The sequence below is a fragment of the Bradyrhizobium sp. P3_C3 genome (assembly GCF_056402655.1).
This window is the reverse complement of the sequence record NZ_JBFUGY010000005.1, coordinates 161,078-174,572: the sequence shown is the minus strand read 5'-3', so window position 1 is coordinate 174,572 and position 13,495 is coordinate 161,078. Positions and strand designations below refer to the sequence as shown.

The 13,495-nt window shown below is 66.6% G+C and carries 12 protein-coding genes; 4 read left to right on the top strand and 8 right to left on the bottom strand.

The features are described from left to right. Positions 1-4: 4 nt before the first annotated feature. Both AC1DW2_RS08360 and AC1DW2_RS08355 read right to left on the bottom strand, forming a co-directional pair. Entirely contained in the window at positions 5-1,108 is a 1,104-nt protein-coding gene (locus tag AC1DW2_RS08360; protein ID WP_477005694.1) for a DUF2336 domain-containing protein, read from the bottom strand. A gap of 63 nt (positions 1,109-1,171) precedes the next feature. Continuing rightward, positions 1,172-2,329 (bottom strand): GGDEF domain-containing protein, encoded by a 1,158-nt coding sequence (locus AC1DW2_RS08355; RefSeq protein WP_477005693.1) that lies wholly within the window; start codon positions 2,327-2,329, stop codon positions 1,172-1,174. A gap of 435 nt (positions 2,330-2,764) precedes the next feature. Here AC1DW2_RS08355 and AC1DW2_RS08350 point away from each other — a divergent pair, with 435 nt between their 5' ends. From AC1DW2_RS08350 to AC1DW2_RS08335, 4 genes are all read left to right on the top strand, one after another. Further along, on the top strand, positions 2,765-3,334 hold the full coding sequence (locus AC1DW2_RS08350) for a sigma-70 family RNA polymerase sigma factor (RefSeq protein ID WP_008140099.1): 570 nt from the start codon (positions 2,765-2,767) through the stop codon (positions 3,332-3,334). Next, positions 3,331-4,020 carry a hypothetical protein gene (locus AC1DW2_RS08345; RefSeq protein ID WP_063984606.1) on the top strand — a complete coding sequence of 230 codons (690 nt, stop codon included), beginning with the start codon at positions 3,331-3,333 and terminating at the stop codon, positions 4,018-4,020. Before AC1DW2_RS08350 ends, AC1DW2_RS08345 begins: the two co-directional genes overlap by 4 nt. A 15-nt stretch (positions 4,021-4,035) precedes the next feature. After that, on the top strand, positions 4,036-5,742 hold the full coding sequence (locus tag AC1DW2_RS08340) for a S8 family serine peptidase (RefSeq protein ID WP_477005692.1): 1,707 nt from the start codon (positions 4,036-4,038) through the stop codon (positions 5,740-5,742). A 511-nt stretch (positions 5,743-6,253) separates the two neighbouring features. Beyond that, on the top strand, positions 6,254-6,976 hold the full coding sequence (locus AC1DW2_RS08335) for a TIGR03809 family protein (protein ID WP_477005758.1): 723 nt from the start codon (positions 6,254-6,256) through the stop codon (positions 6,974-6,976). Positions 6,977-7,004: 28 nt separating this feature from the next. On the opposite strand, the gene AC1DW2_RS08330 is transcribed toward AC1DW2_RS08335, so the two are convergent. The 6 genes from AC1DW2_RS08330 to AC1DW2_RS08305 all read right to left on the bottom strand — a co-directional run bounded on the left by AC1DW2_RS08330 (position 7,005) and on the right by AC1DW2_RS08305 (position 13,465). Next, positions 7,005-8,375, bottom strand: a complete 1,371-nt coding sequence (locus AC1DW2_RS08330; RefSeq protein ID WP_477005691.1) for a TIGR03808 family TAT-translocated repetitive protein — start codon at positions 8,373-8,375, stop codon at positions 7,005-7,007. Between the two features lie 201 nt (positions 8,376-8,576). Next, entirely contained in the window at positions 8,577-9,233 is a 657-nt protein-coding gene (locus AC1DW2_RS08325) for a pyroglutamyl-peptidase I (protein ID WP_477005690.1), read from the bottom strand. After that, entirely contained in the window at positions 9,230-10,219 is a 990-nt protein-coding gene (gene meaB / locus AC1DW2_RS08320) for a methylmalonyl Co-A mutase-associated GTPase MeaB (protein WP_477005689.1), read from the bottom strand. The genes AC1DW2_RS08325 and meaB overlap by 4 nt, the downstream gene beginning before the upstream one ends. A 51-nt stretch (positions 10,220-10,270) precedes the next feature. Beyond that, on the bottom strand, positions 10,271-11,782 hold the full coding sequence (locus tag AC1DW2_RS08315) for a tripartite tricarboxylate transporter permease (protein ID WP_477005688.1): 1,512 nt from the start codon (positions 11,780-11,782) through the stop codon (positions 10,271-10,273). Positions 11,783-11,786: 4 nt separating this feature from the next. After that, positions 11,787-12,281 carry a tripartite tricarboxylate transporter TctB family protein gene (locus tag AC1DW2_RS08310; RefSeq protein WP_041955719.1) on the bottom strand — a complete coding sequence of 165 codons (495 nt, stop codon included), beginning with the start codon at positions 12,279-12,281 and terminating at the stop codon, positions 11,787-11,789. A gap of 191 nt (positions 12,282-12,472) precedes the next feature. Next, positions 12,473-13,465, bottom strand: a complete 993-nt coding sequence (locus AC1DW2_RS08305; protein WP_028146998.1) for a tripartite tricarboxylate transporter substrate binding protein — start codon at positions 13,463-13,465, stop codon at positions 12,473-12,475. Between the last annotated feature and the right edge of the window lie 30 nt (positions 13,466-13,495).

Below are 13,495 nucleotides of genomic sequence, written 5' to 3'. Positions count from 1 at the left end.
GGCCTCACGCCGCCGGCGTCGTGCCCTGCTGCATGCGGTGGAAGCGCAGCACCTGCTGCGCGGTCGATGAGCGCAGGGCCTCGTAGGCATCGCGCAGCGTCAGCATGTCGGTCTTCGAGCCGCCCGAGAGCTTTTCGCGCATGGCGATGATCGCGCGGACGCTCGACCATTGCATGCCCGCGACCTTGGCGAGGACCATCACGCCCTCGTTGCGGCTCTCGATCATCATGTTCTCGGCGGTCTCGACCGCGACGCCCGCGAGTGCTGCGAGCCCTGCATTGGTCTCGTCGAACTTGCCCTGCTCGGCGAAGCTGGTGACCTGGAACTCGTTGAGACGACCGTCCTCGTGCAGCGATCTCACCAGCGCGCGCGCCATTTCGGTCTGCCTGGTCATGGCGGCGGCGCGGACCCGCTGGGTCGCTTCCTGGACCACGCTGGACACTTCGTCCGCGAGTTCCGGATGCGCGGCCTCGAGCTTCCTGCGCACGCTCAGGGACGCCTTGGCGATCAGCTTCAGGTAGTGATGGCGCGGCAGGTCGGGCCGCAGGCCGATGCAGGTGGCGAGGTCATCGTCGCGTTCGGCGCGCGTGACGAGGTCGGTGAAACTTCCCTCGGAGAGCTGCGCGCCCGGATTGCTGACGGTCGATTGCACGACGTCTTCGTTGCCGCGCGCCACCAGCACGTCGGTGAGCGCTTCCGACAGCACCCGCCGCAGCGAGATCGCCTTGAGATGCGCCTGGCCCCTGGTGCGCGCGATCTCGATCAGGGTCGCTTCGTCCAGCCGTTCCGATTTCGTGAGCACGGGTCCGGAGACCTCGATCACCTCGTCGAGCGCGAGGGTGCGGATGATCTTGGGCGGCGCAGCCGCGATCGGCGCGAGACGGTTGGCGAGCAGCGTTCTCGCCGAGGCCTCGATCTGCTCGATCAGGCACTGGAACACGTCGTCGAACACCCTGATGTGCTCGTCGGAATAATCCACCGCATTGTTAATGAAGAGATCAGTGACGCGGCGCAGGGCCTCGACCCGGCGCGCGACGGTGCCGTGCGAGAGCGCGGTCTGCAATTCCTCAAGCAGGTTCTCGGATGGTTTTTCGGATTTCGATCTCATGGCCCTGTCCTGGAGCGTTCGGTCCGGCTGCGGCTTCTGTGCAGCCAGGAAAAAATGGATTAGTCAGCTCGTTGCAATACGGTTGCGCCCTTGCGCCTTGGCGGAATAAAGCGCGCTGTCGGCGCGTGCGAGAAACGTGTCGGCAGTATCGTTGTCGCGCAGCGTCACGACGCCCGCGGAAATCGTCACCCGCATGCCGGGGGAAAATGCGCTCCAGTCGAGATCGGCGACGATGCCGCGCAGCCGCTCGAGCATGCGCCCCGCCGCGCCGCCGTCGGTGCCCGGCAGCAGCAGCAGAAATTCCTCGCCGCCATAGCGGCCGAAAAAGTCGGCCGGGCGGATATTTGCAAAAATGGTGATGGCGAAGGTGCGCAGCACCTCGTCGCCGACGGGGTGGCCGTGGGCGTCGTTGATGCGCTTGAACCAGTCGAGGTCGATCAGCGCGATGGCGCAAGGTGCGGACGCCTGCTGCGACTTTTCGACCTCTGCATCGAGCAGCCGCATGATGCAGCGGCGGTTGTAGGAGCCGGTGAGCTCGTCGAGCTCGGCGAGCTCCTCGATGCGCTGATAGGCGGCCTTCAGCTCGATGCTGCGCCGGTACAGGACCTTTCGCAGTGTGGCGCCGAACAGGCCGAGGAAGGCGCACTGGCCGATCACCAGGACGAAGCACAGCATCGAGGCGGCCCGCTGGAGCTTCGTGGCGACTGGCATGCCGATCGGCAGGTCGGAGGCGAGGAAGACGGCCGCGAGGCAGGTCGTCGCGATCGCCCAGGTGAACATCGCCTGCGCCGAGGTCATGCGCAGCGTGCCGAAGGCGAAGATCAGGAACAGCACGCTGATGAAGGCGATGCCGAGGGTCGGCACCGACACCAGGAAGATGAACTGCAGCGCCATGTGCGCCGAGATCTGGAAGACGGTGAGATAATGGTCGCTGTGCCTGTCGCCGACGCCGGCTTCCGACATCACGACGAAGATGCCGATGATCATCAGGCCGCCGACCCAGAACAGCGACGGAACGTTCATCGGGACGACGCCGTCATGGGCATAGATCAGCAGCACGAAGGCGCCGAGCGAGTAGCTTGCGACCTGGCCGACATACATCTGCCGGCGTTGCCGGACCCGGCGCGCTCGCACCTCGGGCGCAGCCGCGTCGGGCATGAGAACGAGATCCGCGACCTCAGCGGCATTCCTCTCCGGTAAGGTCGTCGCGGCCGTGCCCATTGTCCCGCCAAGGGTGGATGTCCAGCCCAAAAATCTACGCGGCAAGCCTTTAGGTTTGGTATCCTTCGAAATCGAATCCAAACGGTGCAGCGCGCGACAGGGTGACAGCGGCCGGCGGGGAAATTTGCCGGCGATTAGGCATCGTTGGCGACGGGGTCGAGCCAAAGCAGGGCTTGGTGAGACATACGTCGTGCAGGGCTGCTATGGTTCCATCATCTCGGGCCGTCCGCGCCGGACGGCATTGCGCAGGGAATGCTTCATTACTATGTTACCGTTATCGAGCGAGCCGGCCAACCGCCGCGGGTGGCAAAAGGAAAATTCGCGTATGTGGGGTAGATCACACAGACCCCCGTGTGACTGCGGTAGGCTGAAGAATTTCGCCCCGCCCGTCGAACCGTCCGCCGCGCCGACCCGACCAACTTTGCGAGACGGGCATTGAGCGTGACACAGGCGGCTTCGGACGAGGTCCTCATCGCCAGGATCGCTCAAGGTGACCGGCTCGCCATGCAGGTGCTGTACGGGCGGCACCATGTCAGGGTCTACAGGTTCGGGCTAAGGCTCGTGCGGGACGAGCAGGCGGCGGAAGACCTCATCAGCGAGGTGTTTCTCGACGTCTGGCGTCAAGCCGGCAAGTTCGAGGGTCGATCCGCCGTTTCCACCTGGCTGCTGGCAATCACCCGATTCAAGGCCCTGTCTGCGCTCCGGCGCAGGAAGGACGTTGGGTTGGACGACGAAGCTGCCAACGCGATCGAGGATTCGTCTGACGATCCGGAAATCGCGGTGCAGAAAAAGGATACCAGTGAAGCGTTGCGGGAGTGTCTGACGGGCCTCTCGCCGGACCACCGGGAAATCGTCGATCTCGTCTACTACCACGAGAAATCCGTGGAAGAAGTGGCCGAAATCGTCGGTATTCCAGAGAACACTGTTAAGACGCGCTTGTTCTATGCGCGCAAGAAACTGGCCGAACTGCTGAAGGCAGCCGGCGTTGAGCGAGGCTGGCCATGATGGCATTGAGCAAAAAGATGCTGGAGCAAGAGCCCAGTGAAATTGAACTGCTGCTGCCCTGGCACGCCGCCGGCACGCTGAACGCGCGTGACGCTCGCCGCGTCGAGGAAGCGCTGGCGCGTGATCCGGCGCTCGCAAAGCAATATGCCGCGATCCGCGGCGAGTACGAAGAGACCATCCATCTGAACGAGAGCTTAGGGGCTCCGTCGGCGCGGGCGATGCAGAAGCTGTTCGCCGCGATCGACGCCGAGCCGGCGCGGCCGGTCGGTTCGCTGCCGCTCTCGGCGCGCATCGCGACCTTCTTCTCGAGCCTGTCGCCGCGTACGCTGGCCTGGTCGGCGAGCCTGGGTGCCATCGCGCTGCTGCTCCAGGCCGGCATCATTGGCGCCGTGCTGATGAAGACCCAGCCCGCGACCTTCGAGACCGCTTCGCTGTCGGTCGGCGCGCCGATCACGCGTGAGCTTGGAGCTCCACCTGCGCGCGCGCTGGTGCGCTTCACGCCCGAGGCGCGCGTCGCCGACATCACCGCGCTGCTCGACAGCTACCAGGCTTCGATCATCGGCGATGCCAAGGGCGGCATGTTCCGTCTCCAGTTCGACAAGGCGATGGGCCGGGACGAGCTCGCCTCGCTGCTCGGCAGGATGTCGCGCGAGAAGTTCGTCAACCTCGCCGTCGCGGCGCCGTAAGGCGCCGCTGCACCGATGACGCGCAAGTCCGAGAGTAAGTCGCGAGCCGGGGCCTACGCTTCATCGGTCGGAGCTGCACTCCTGCTCGCCGGTCTCGGCGTCGAGGTTGCGCAGGCGCAGGCGATCATGCGCACGCCGACGATCAGCGTCCCCACGCGCACCCCGACCATCTCTCCCAGCATCGCCGCGCGCGTCAGCCCCGGTGTTGGCGCGCGGGCTGTCGGCGTCGGCCCCGGCCCGCGTTCTATCCCTGCTATCCCGCGTACCACCACCACGGCGCGGATGAGACCGGTGCTGCCCTATGCGCGCTATTCGCCGAACCTGTACCCCGCCTGCACCGCCCCCTATCGCGACGCCGATGGCGAATGCCTGGCGCAGCCGGGCGCAGGCGGCGATGGCACAGGCAAATCGGGCAAGAAGAGCGCCGGGAAGGGGCGGGGCAACAGCACGCTGGCCGCCGTCGACTTGCGCACTTTCGCCAATGAGTTCGTGGCCGAGATCGACGGCGCGCTGTCGGCGACCGAAGCCGACGAGCTTGCGCGTCGCCACGGCTTGACGCGTGTCTCATCCGAGAATTTCCCGCTGATCGGGGCGACGTTCGGCCTGTTCCGCATCACGGACGGCAGGCCTTCCGAGACGGTGCGGCGGGAGTTCGCCGCCGACGGCAGCGTGCGCTCGGTCCAGCCGAACTTCCGCTACGTGCTCCAGGATCAGAAATCGTCGGTGCCGACCGAGGGCGATCCCGCGCAATATGCGCTGGCCAGGCTTCGCCTGCCGCAGGCGCATACGCTGGCGCACGGCGCCAACGTGACGGTTGCCGTGATCGACTCCGGCATCGATGCCCAACATCCCGAGCTCGCCCATTCTATCGCCGACAACTTTGATGCGCTCGGCAGCGCCGAGGGCCCGCATGTCCATGGCACCGGCATTGCCGGTGCCATCGTGGCGCATGCCAAGCTGATGGGCAGCGCGCCCGAAGCGCGCATCATCGCCATCCGCGCCTTTGGCGGCTCGACGGGTGGAGCCCAGAGCTCGTCCTACATCGTCCTGCGCTCGCTGAATTACGCCGCCGAGCACGGCGCGCAGATCGTCAATATGAGCTTTGCCGGTCCGAAGGACGCCGTGATCGAGCGCGCCATCGCGGCGGCCGCTGCCCGCGGGCTGGTGCTGATCGCGGCCGCCGGCAATGCCGGCGCGAAATCGCCGCCGCTCTATCCGGCCGCCAATCCCAACGTGATCGCGGTCAGCGCGACCGACCAGCAGGACAAGCTGTTCTCGGCGTCCAACCGCGGCAATTATATCGCGCTGGCCGCGCCCGACGTCGACATCTTCCTGCCTGCGCCCGACGGCAAGTACCAGATGACCTCGGGGACCTCGTTCTCGGCGGCCTATGTCTCCGGCGTCGCCGCGCTGCTGCTCGAGCGCAATTACACGCTCAAGCCGGAGGCGCTGCGCATGACGCTGGCGAAGACCGCGCGCGACCTCGGTTCACCCGGCCGTGATGATCTGTTCGGCGACGGTGAGGCCGACGCGTTTGCCGCGGTGATGGCCGTTCCCGCCGACAGCGCGACGCCTGTTGCGGCTGCGTCTGGTACAACAAAACGTGAAGATGCCGAGAAGCGTCGCGACGAGCCTGGCATCCGCGCGATCGAACAACCCTCGCTGTCGAGCGCAGGCGATAAATCCACGATTTCTCAGGCGGATAGGCCGGCGACGCGATAGCGGCTGCGACAACTTTGCGCGCGGTGCGAGGGCCAAGAAATCGAACGCCGCATTGAACGTTCAGCCGGCTGCCACGACCAAATTATGTGGGAGCGGTCATCCCTCCCCATAAGTCATATCAGGCGCGAGCGCCCATCCACCCCAAGCGCCCATATGGCTCGACCCGTCCGGTTGTCCCCCCGGACGGGTCTTTTCTTTTCAGGCGTCTGATTTCTTGAACCGCTCGGCGCGATCAGCTTCCGGTTGAACGAACGTGGCGGCGCCCCTTGTCGGCGTCCGCGAGTCGCCCCGCAGTCCGGTTATGCTTGTGCGAAGCTTGACTCGAAAACACAGCAATTCTCCGCACGACTACGGTGATTGACGGCGACCGGCGTGTCGTTGCTGGACAAGTCAAAACTTTTCCACAAAATATTCATGTCGCGTCTAAATTGATTCGTGTGCGTTGCGTCGCGTCCGTATTTTTCTCCCAACGGGCTGGTTTATGACACATCGCCAAGAGGCTGTTCGCGACGTGGCGCGTGGCCGCGACATTGCGGCACGCTGGTGCGCTCTCGCCGAGCAGCGGCTGGAACATCTCTCCGAAATGTTCGAGACCGGACGCTGGCGCCGCTATCACTCCGAGATCGCATTCCTCGAAAACATCCAGGAAGCCAAGCGCGCCGTCCAGACCTGGCGCGCTCTCGCGACCGGTGCTGACGTGGCCGCGGCGGCCGCGAGTGTCTCGCCCGTATTCGGCTGGTCGCCGGCGACCATGCCCCGCGTGTTTCCGCGCGACCAACAGGCGCAGACCATGCAGCCGAAGGCCGTCCACATCGCCGCGGAGACCACCGTCCCGGTCAGGCTCGCACCCAAGCCGGAGGTTCTTGCCGAAATCACCGAAGCCCCGCTCGCGCCGCGAGCGCCGCCTGCTGCGGTGGCATTGTTCACTGCGCCCGCCGCTGTCGCTCCGCTCAAGGCTCCCGCTGCGCGGGCGCCGCTCACCGCACCCGCCGTGAGGTCGCCGGTCGCCGCGCCTGCCGCAATGGCGGCGTTCACCACGCCTGCCGTGAAGGCGGCGTTCACCGCACCTGCCGTGAAGGCGCCGTCCGCCGTGCCGGCTGCAATGGCAACGCTCCTGCCGCAGTTCGCCCCGCCTGCCGCCGAAATCGTCGCCGCTCCCGAGCGCGTCGTCGAATTCACCTTCAGCCTCGACGGCCTGCAAGCGAAGTACCCGCTGCTGAGGAACGCGTTCTAGCGTTTGGGCGCCGAGATGAGGGCGGCAGCTACCGCCGCACCGCATTGCCGCCGACCACCAGCTGTGCAAAGCGCTGCGCGCCGTCGGCCGACAGATCCGACGTCACCGCACGGGCGTGATCGAGCCCAACCACGGCGCCGCGCGGGGTTTCCGAGATCATGTTGTTGTTGACGAGCGCGGTGCCTGCGCCGGACACCACGGAGACGCCGACGCCGGCCAGCGCCTTGCGGATCACATTGCCCGTGATCGCGACGTCGCGCAGATATTTGCCCCAGCCGGCGACGATGCCATAGGACGGCGCGTTCTCGATCACATTGCCGGTCACGGAGCTGTCAGCCTCGATGTAGATGCCGACACCGGCATCGTCGTCGGGGGCGGTGCCGATCGGCCGCTTCGGGATCAGATTGCGGATGATGTTGCCCTGGACCACCGCGATGCGGCCGCCTTCGTTGAAATTGCAGACCGAGACGCCGACGGCGGCACCATCGACCGTGTTGTTGGCGATAATCGCGGCCTCGAACGAAAACTCCGAATAGAGCGCGACCTCGCGCACGTCGCTGACGCTGTTACCTGATATGTGGATGTTCGACGCCGAATTGCCGCGCACCGCCGAGTAATCGCAGTTCCTGATGCGATTGCCGCGCACGATCACGTTGCCGGCGCGAAACGCGTTGATGGCGTTGCCGTACTGGCCCGAGCCGCCGGGACCGGCCTTGATGTCCTCGATGCGGTTATCAGTGACCAGCGTGCCGTCGTCGCCGATTGCAGTGCGCAGGATCTCGATGCCGTTGTCGTTAGTGCCGATGATGGTGTTGCGCGAGACGCTGAGGCCTCTCGCGTCGAACGAAACCACCGCCGTCACCGCGATGTTGGTGAAGATGTTGCCGGAGATGTCGCCGGACACCTGCTCGAGCCAGATGCCGCTGCCGCCGGAGCCGGTGATCTCGCAATCGGTGATGCGGACGTCACGCCCGCCGAGGACATGGATCAGTCCGCGCCGCGTCGGCAGCGGAATGCCGCCGCCGTCGAAGGTGAGGCCGGTCAGGCCGATCGAGTCCGAGCCGTCGCTCTGGATCGCGGAAGCGCCGCCGGTGAAGACGAGCTTGGTCGCGCCGCGCACGCCGATCAGCTGGGCGCCATTCGGCAACCGCAGCAATCCGCTGCGATAGATGCCGGGTGGCAGTGCCAGCGGCGCCTGTGCCCGCGCAGCTTCGTCGATGGCGCGCTGGAGCACGCGGGTCTGGTCCTCGCTGCTGCCGGGCCGCACGCCGAATTGCGTGGCATCGCGGCCGAGCAGGGATGTCAGCGGCGCCGCACGCGCGGCGTCGGCCGGCATGGCGAGTGCACCCGCGATGCCTGCGGTCGAAGCTCCGATGAGATGACGGCGGTTGAGGTCCATGACGCATCCTTCGGCGGACGCGGGAGGTCCGCGACCGACTAGGTAGCGCAGGGTGGCTGGGGCGGTGAGGATTGTTTGCGGTAGGGTTAAATGTTTACCCAGAGCAAGGTGCCGTAGGGTGGGCAAAGCGTAGCGTGCCCACCATTGTTACAACCGGTGTGGATGCATGGTGGGCACGGCGCTCGCGCGCCTTTGCCCACCCTACGAAGCCGGCGTGTTCCGCGCCTTTCTTGCCAGCCCCACCAGCTCCATCAGCATCGCTTCCCCCGCGTCCACGAGCTCCTCCAGCGTAATCCGGGCTGCGCCCTTGCGCCGCACCGCGCCGCTGCGCGCGAGCAGGGGAATGTGGATGAACGCCGCTAGCTGCGGTCCGCCCGCCCTCACGTTCTCGATCGCGCGCCAGCTGAGATAATTGCAGAGATAGGCGCCGGCATCGCGCGAGGCGCGCGCGTCGATGCCGGTGAGGCGCGCGGCGCGCAGCAGCCTTGCCGTGTGCGGACCGAACGTCATCGCGTCCGCATGGCCGGCGATGCCGCGCTTGCTGGAACGGGTGTTGGCGGCATCGGGCCAGAGCATGGTGACGGCATTGCGCGCGCGGGTCTCGATGCGCAGGTAAGGCGTACGCGCGGCGAGGCCGAACATCAGCAGCGCGTCGGGCTGTTCCTTCGCGAGCACATCAGGCAATTGCCGGTCGACCGCGGCATAGGTGACCGGGAAGATGTGGCTCGCGAGCGCGACATCGTCGAGCGCCGGACGGCGCAATTGCGCCAGCCGCGCCACCAGTGGCTGGGTCGGGTTATAGGGCGCGCCGGGAAACGGTCCGAAGCCGGTGAGGAGAATGCGGAGCTTTTCGCTCATTGCAGCAACTCCAAAATCTGCTCGGCGGCGAGTGCCGGCGTGAGATGGCCTTCGGCCACCTCAGCCTCGATCTTCCTGACCTTGGTCCGCACCGACGCCTCGCTGCGCAGCCGCGCCAGCATGCGCTGCTCCAGCATCGACCACATCCACTTCACCTGCTGCTCGCGCCGCCGTGCAGCGAAATCGCCGGACGCGTTCATCGCCTTGCGGTGATCCAGAACCTTCTGCCAGAGTTTTGCGATCCCGTCGCCGGTCAGCGCCGAATAGGTCTCGACCGGCGGGTGCCAATGCTCGGATCGCGGCGCCAAAATATGCAGCGCGCCGCGATAGTCGGCGGCGGTGATGTTGGCGCGCTTGAGATTGTCGCCGTCGGCCTTGTTGATCGCGATCATGTCGGCGAGCTCGACCAGGCCCTTCTTGATGCCTTGCAGCTCGTCGCCGCCGCCCGGCAGCATCAGCGCGAGGAAGAAGTCGGTCATGTCGCAGACTGCGGTCTCGGACTGGCCGATGCCGACGGTCTCGACCAGCACCACGTCGAAGCCGGCGGCCTCGCACAACAGCATGGCCTCGCGCGTCTTGGCGGCGACGCCGCCGAGCGTGCCTGACGATGGTGAGGGACGGATGAAGGCGTCGTCGGAGGCTGACAGCCGCGCCATCCGCGTCTTGTCGCCAAGGATCGAGCCGCCGCTGCGCGCCGAGGACGGATCGACCGCAAGGACCGCGACCTTGTTGCCCTGTTCGATCAGGTACGTCCCGAGCACGTCGATGGTGGTGGACTTGCCGACGCCGGGCGAGCCGGTGATGCCGACGCGAACCGCCTTGCCGGTGTCTGGCAGCAGCATCTGCACCAGCTCACGCGACAGCGCCTGGTGGTCGCCGCGCCGGCTTTCCACCAGCGTGATCGCGCGGGCGAGGGCTGCGCGACTGCCGGAGCGCAAGTCGCGGGCGAGGGTTTTGATGTCCAGCGAGGCCTTCTTCTCAGTCATGCCCTGCTTTACAACGCCCCGGCGGGGCAGGCGAGGGCCGCTCGCCCGATATCACCGAGTCGTTGCTGCCGCTGTCTGCACCGGCTTCACCTTGCGCCAGACCCACACCATCACCGGCCAGAGCAGCGCGCCGATCGCCATGGCGGCGAGGATGGCTGCGACCGGCCGCTCGAAGAACGGCAGGATGCTGCCGTCCGACTTGATCAGCGACGTGACAAAAGCCTGCTCGACCATGGTGCCCATGACGATGCCGAGCACCATCGCGGCCACCGGATAGCCATTGGCCTCCATCACGTAGCCGATCACGCCGAAGGCGGCGACGGTGACGACGCCGAACATGTTGTTGCCGATCGCGAACGAGCCGACCGCGCAGCACAGCATGATGATCGGCATGATGGCGGAGCGCGGTGCCAGCAGGATATAGGCGGCGATCCGGATCATGGCGATGCCGAGCGGGATCATCAGGATGTTCGCGATGATGAACATCAGATAGATCGCGTACATGCTCGACGCCTTCTCGGTGAACAGCGTCGGGCCGGGATTGAGGCCCTTCATGTAGAGCACACCGATCGCGATCGCCGCGATGGTGTCGCCGGGGATGCCGAACAGCAGCGAGGGCACCCAGCCCGAGGCGATGCTGGCGTTGTTGCTGGCGCCGGCCTCGACCAGGCCCTCGACGTGGCCGGTGCCGAATTTCTCCGGCTCCTTCGAGAAGCGTTTCGACATCGCGTAGGAGACCCAGGCGGCCATGTCGGCGCCGGCGCCGGGCAGCACGCCGATGATGATGCCGATGATGTTTCCGCGCGTCATCTGCCAGTGATATTTCTTGGTCAGCTTCCACTGGCCGGCCATGATGCTTCCGAATTTTCGCCGCGGCAGCGGCGGCGGCTCGGGCGTCAGCATCGCGCGCATCACCTGCGCCACCGCGAACACGCCGACCAGCGCCGGGATCGGCTCGATGCCGCCGAACAAATCGGTGATGCCGAAGGTGAAGCGCGGCACGCCGCCGGGATTCTCGATGCCGATGCAGGACACCAGCAGGCCGAGGAACATGCCCGCGATCGCCTTCACCGGCGAGGAGCGCGCGACCAAGGTGGCGCACATCAGGCCGAGCAGCGCCAGCCAGAAATATTCGAAGGTCGAGAACGACAGCGCGATCTCGGCCAGCGGCGGCGCCAGGATCATCAGCGACAGCACGCCGGCGATGCCGCCGACGGCGGAGAACCAGACGCCGGCCCCCAGCGCCAGCTCGGCCTGGCCCTTGCGCGTCATGGCGTAGGCCTCGTCGGCATAGGCGGCCGAGGCGGGGGTGCCGGGAATGCGCAGCAGCGCGCCGGGGATGTCGCCCGAGAAGATCGCCATCGAGGAAGCCGCGACAATGGTTGCGATCGCTGCGATCGGCGAGAGGTAGAAGGTGACGGGGACGAGCAGGGCGGTCGCCATCGTCGCCGACAGGCCCGGCAGTGAGCCGATGACGAGGCCGTACACGGAGGCTGCGAACATCGCGATGATGACCTCCCAGGTGGAGATCAGCGCGAACGCTTCAATCAGGGTCTTGAGCATGGGATCACCAGGGCGTCGGCAGCAGGCCGGCGGGGAGCGGCACGCGCAGCAGCTTGCCGAAGATGAGGTGGATGCCGAACGGCGACAGCGCCGCGAGCGGCAGCGCCAGCTTCCACTTCGCCCCGAGCGCGGTCGAGGTGACGTAGACCATGATCGCCGCGGTGATGATGAAGCCGAGCCGGTCGGCGGCGGCGACGTAGAACAGCAGCAGCGCCGGCGGCAGCAGGGCGCGCAGGCCATAGAGCTTGCCCTGCGGCGGCGGCGCAGCCGCCACCTGGCCGTCCTCGAGCGGGACCAGCTCTTCCTCCTCCTCGAAGGAATGGCCGATGCCGAACACGATCGCGAGCCCGCACAGCGCGAGCCCGATGCCGATCACGAGCGGAAATACGTTGGGGCCGACCGGCTGCCCCGGCACCGGCGGCAGGATCCAGCCGCCATAGGCAGCCGCCGCGCCGAGCACGACGAGAAACGATCCCGTGACGGAGTCGGGAAGACGCATGTGAGAATCCTATGCGAGGTATTCTCCCTCTCCCCGCGCGCGGGGAGAGGGTTGGGGTGAGGGGGGCTCTCCGCGGGGAAGGTGAGAATTGGATTTGTGGAGAGTCCCCCTCACCCGGAATCCGCGCTTTGCGCGAATTCCGGCCTCTCCCCGCAAGCGGGGAGAGGCGATCGGAGCATCGCAGGTGCGGATCACGCCTTGCTCAGGCCGGCGGCCTTCATCGCCTCGCCCATCTGGGCGTCGCCCTTGTCCATGAAGCTTGCGAACTGACCGGCATCGCCCCACACCGTGCCGAAGCCGCGGTTGCTCATGAAGTCCTTGAACTCGGCGGAGTCGTAGACCTTCTTCAGCGCCGCGGTGAGCTTCGTTGCGATTTCCGGCGGCAGGTTCTTCGGCGCGCCGATGCCGCGCCAGGCGCCGGTTGCGTAGTCGATGCCCATCGCCTCCTTCAGCGTCGGCACGTCCTTGAAGATCGGGTTGCGCGCCGGTGCCATGATGGCAAGGCTCCTTGCCTTGCCCGCCTCGATGATGGCGCGCGCCTCCGGCACCGAGCACGTCGTGAGGTCGAGGCCGCCGGCGGCAAGATCCTGCATCGCGGGCGCAGCGCCGTTCGACGGCACCCAGGCGACCTGGTTGGCGGGCAGACCCATCGCCTGCATCCAGCCGACCAGCGCGAGATGCCAGATGCCGCCCTGGCCGGTGCCCGACGCCTTGAACTTGCCGGGGGGCGCCGCCTTGATGGCTTCGGCGAGCTCCTTGACGGTCTTGTAGGGCGAGGAGGAGGAGACCTGGATGCCCGGCGGGTCCTCGTTCATCAGTGCCAGCGGCGTGTAGCTCTTCGGCGTCAGCTCGGTGAGGCCCTGCCAGTGCATCATCGAGATTTCGACGGTGAGCATGCCGATCGTGTAGCCGTCCGGCTGCGCGGTCGCGATCGCGCTATGGCCGACCACGCCTGAACCGCCGGTGCGGTTGACGACGTTGAAGGGCTGGCCGAGATCTTTTTCCAGCAGGGCTGCGACAATGCGCGCAGTCGCGTCGGTGCCGCCACCGGCGCCCCAGGGCACGATCACGGTGACCGGCCGCGCCGGATACGCCTGTGCGCGTGCGGGTGTGAGACCGAATGCGGCGGATGCGGCAATCGCGGCGGAAGAGGCCGCAAAAGTGCGGCGCGAAATCTTGGACATCAATGCCTCCCAGCGGCGCCCGTGACACCG

Bases quoted from the DNA above. Each gene is read 5' to 3' on its own strand.
- AC1DW2_RS08340 (WP_477005692.1), top strand. From the start codon at position 4,036: ATGACGCGCAAGTCCGAGAGTAAGTCGCGAGCCGGGGCCTACGCTTCA.
- AC1DW2_RS08325 (WP_477005690.1), bottom strand. From the start codon at position 9,233: ATGAGCGAAAAGCTCCGCATTCTCCTCACCGGCTTCGGACCGTTTCCC.
- AC1DW2_RS08305 (WP_028146998.1), bottom strand. From the start codon at position 13,465: ATGTCCAAGATTTCGCGCCGCACTTTTGCGGCCTCTTCCGCCGCGATT.
- AC1DW2_RS08355 (WP_477005693.1), bottom strand. From the start codon at position 2,329: ATGGGCACGGCCGCGACGACCTTACCGGAGAGGAATGCCGCTGAGGTC.
- AC1DW2_RS08310 (WP_041955719.1), bottom strand. From the start codon at position 12,281: ATGCGTCTTCCCGACTCCGTCACGGGATCGTTTCTCGTCGTGCTCGGC.
- meaB (WP_477005689.1), bottom strand. From the start codon at position 10,219: ATGACTGAGAAGAAGGCCTCGCTGGACATCAAAACCCTCGCCCGCGAC.
- AC1DW2_RS08345 (WP_063984606.1), top strand. From the start codon at position 3,331: ATGATGGCATTGAGCAAAAAGATGCTGGAGCAAGAGCCCAGTGAAATT.
- AC1DW2_RS08315 (WP_477005688.1), bottom strand. From the start codon at position 11,782: ATGCTCAAGACCCTGATTGAAGCGTTCGCGCTGATCTCCACCTGGGAG.
- AC1DW2_RS08360 (WP_477005694.1), bottom strand. From the start codon at position 1,108: ATGAGATCGAAATCCGAAAAACCATCCGAGAACCTGCTTGAGGAATTG.
- AC1DW2_RS08330 (WP_477005691.1), bottom strand. From the start codon at position 8,375: ATGGACCTCAACCGCCGTCATCTCATCGGAGCTTCGACCGCAGGCATC.